The sequence below is a fragment of the Bacillus cereus group sp. BfR-BA-01355 genome (assembly GCF_022663675.1).
Taxonomy (GTDB): Bacteria; Bacillota; Bacilli; order Bacillales; family Bacillaceae_G; genus Bacillus_A; species Bacillus_A thuringiensis_S.
Window position 1 is genome coordinate 1 of record NZ_JAKUFY010000285.1, and the last position, 630, is coordinate 630.

Genomic DNA, 630 nt, shown 5'->3' on the forward strand with positions numbered 1-630 from the left:
AAGGCTGAGCTGTGATGGGGAAGCTCCTTATGGAGCGAAGTCTTTGATTCCCCGCTGCCAAGAAAAGCTTCTAGCGAGATAAAAGGTGCCTGTACCGCAAACCGACACAGGTAGGCGAGGAGAGAATCCTAAGGTGTGCGAGAGAACTCTGGTTAAGGAACTCGGCAAAATGACCCCGTAACTTCGGGAGAAGGGGTGCTTTCTTAACGGAAAGCCGCAGTGAATAGGCCCAAGCGACTGTTTAGCAAAAACACAGCTCTCTGCGAAGCCGTAAGGCGAAGTATAGGGGGTGACACCTGCCCGGTGCTGGAAGGTTAAGGAGAGGGGTTAGCGTAAGCGAAGCTCTGAACTGAAGCCCCAGTAAACGGCGGCCGTAACTATAACGGTCCTAAGGTAGCGAAATTCCTTGTCGGGTAAGTTCCGACCCGCACGAAAGGTGTAACGATTTGGGCACTGTCTCAACCAGAGACTCGGTGAAATTATAGTACCTGTGAAGATGCAGGTTACCCGCGACAGGACGGAAAGACCCCGTGGAGCTTTACTGTAGCCTGATATTGAATTTTGGTACAGTTTGTACAGGATAGGCGGGAGCCATTGAAACCGGAGCGCTAGCTTCGGTGGAGGCGCTGG

1 rRNA gene is annotated in these 630 nt (G+C 52.5%); it reads left to right on the forward strand.

The annotated features are described in order from the left end of the window. Positions 1 to 630, forward strand: a 23S ribosomal RNA gene (locus MR167_RS31630); the annotation flags it as partial.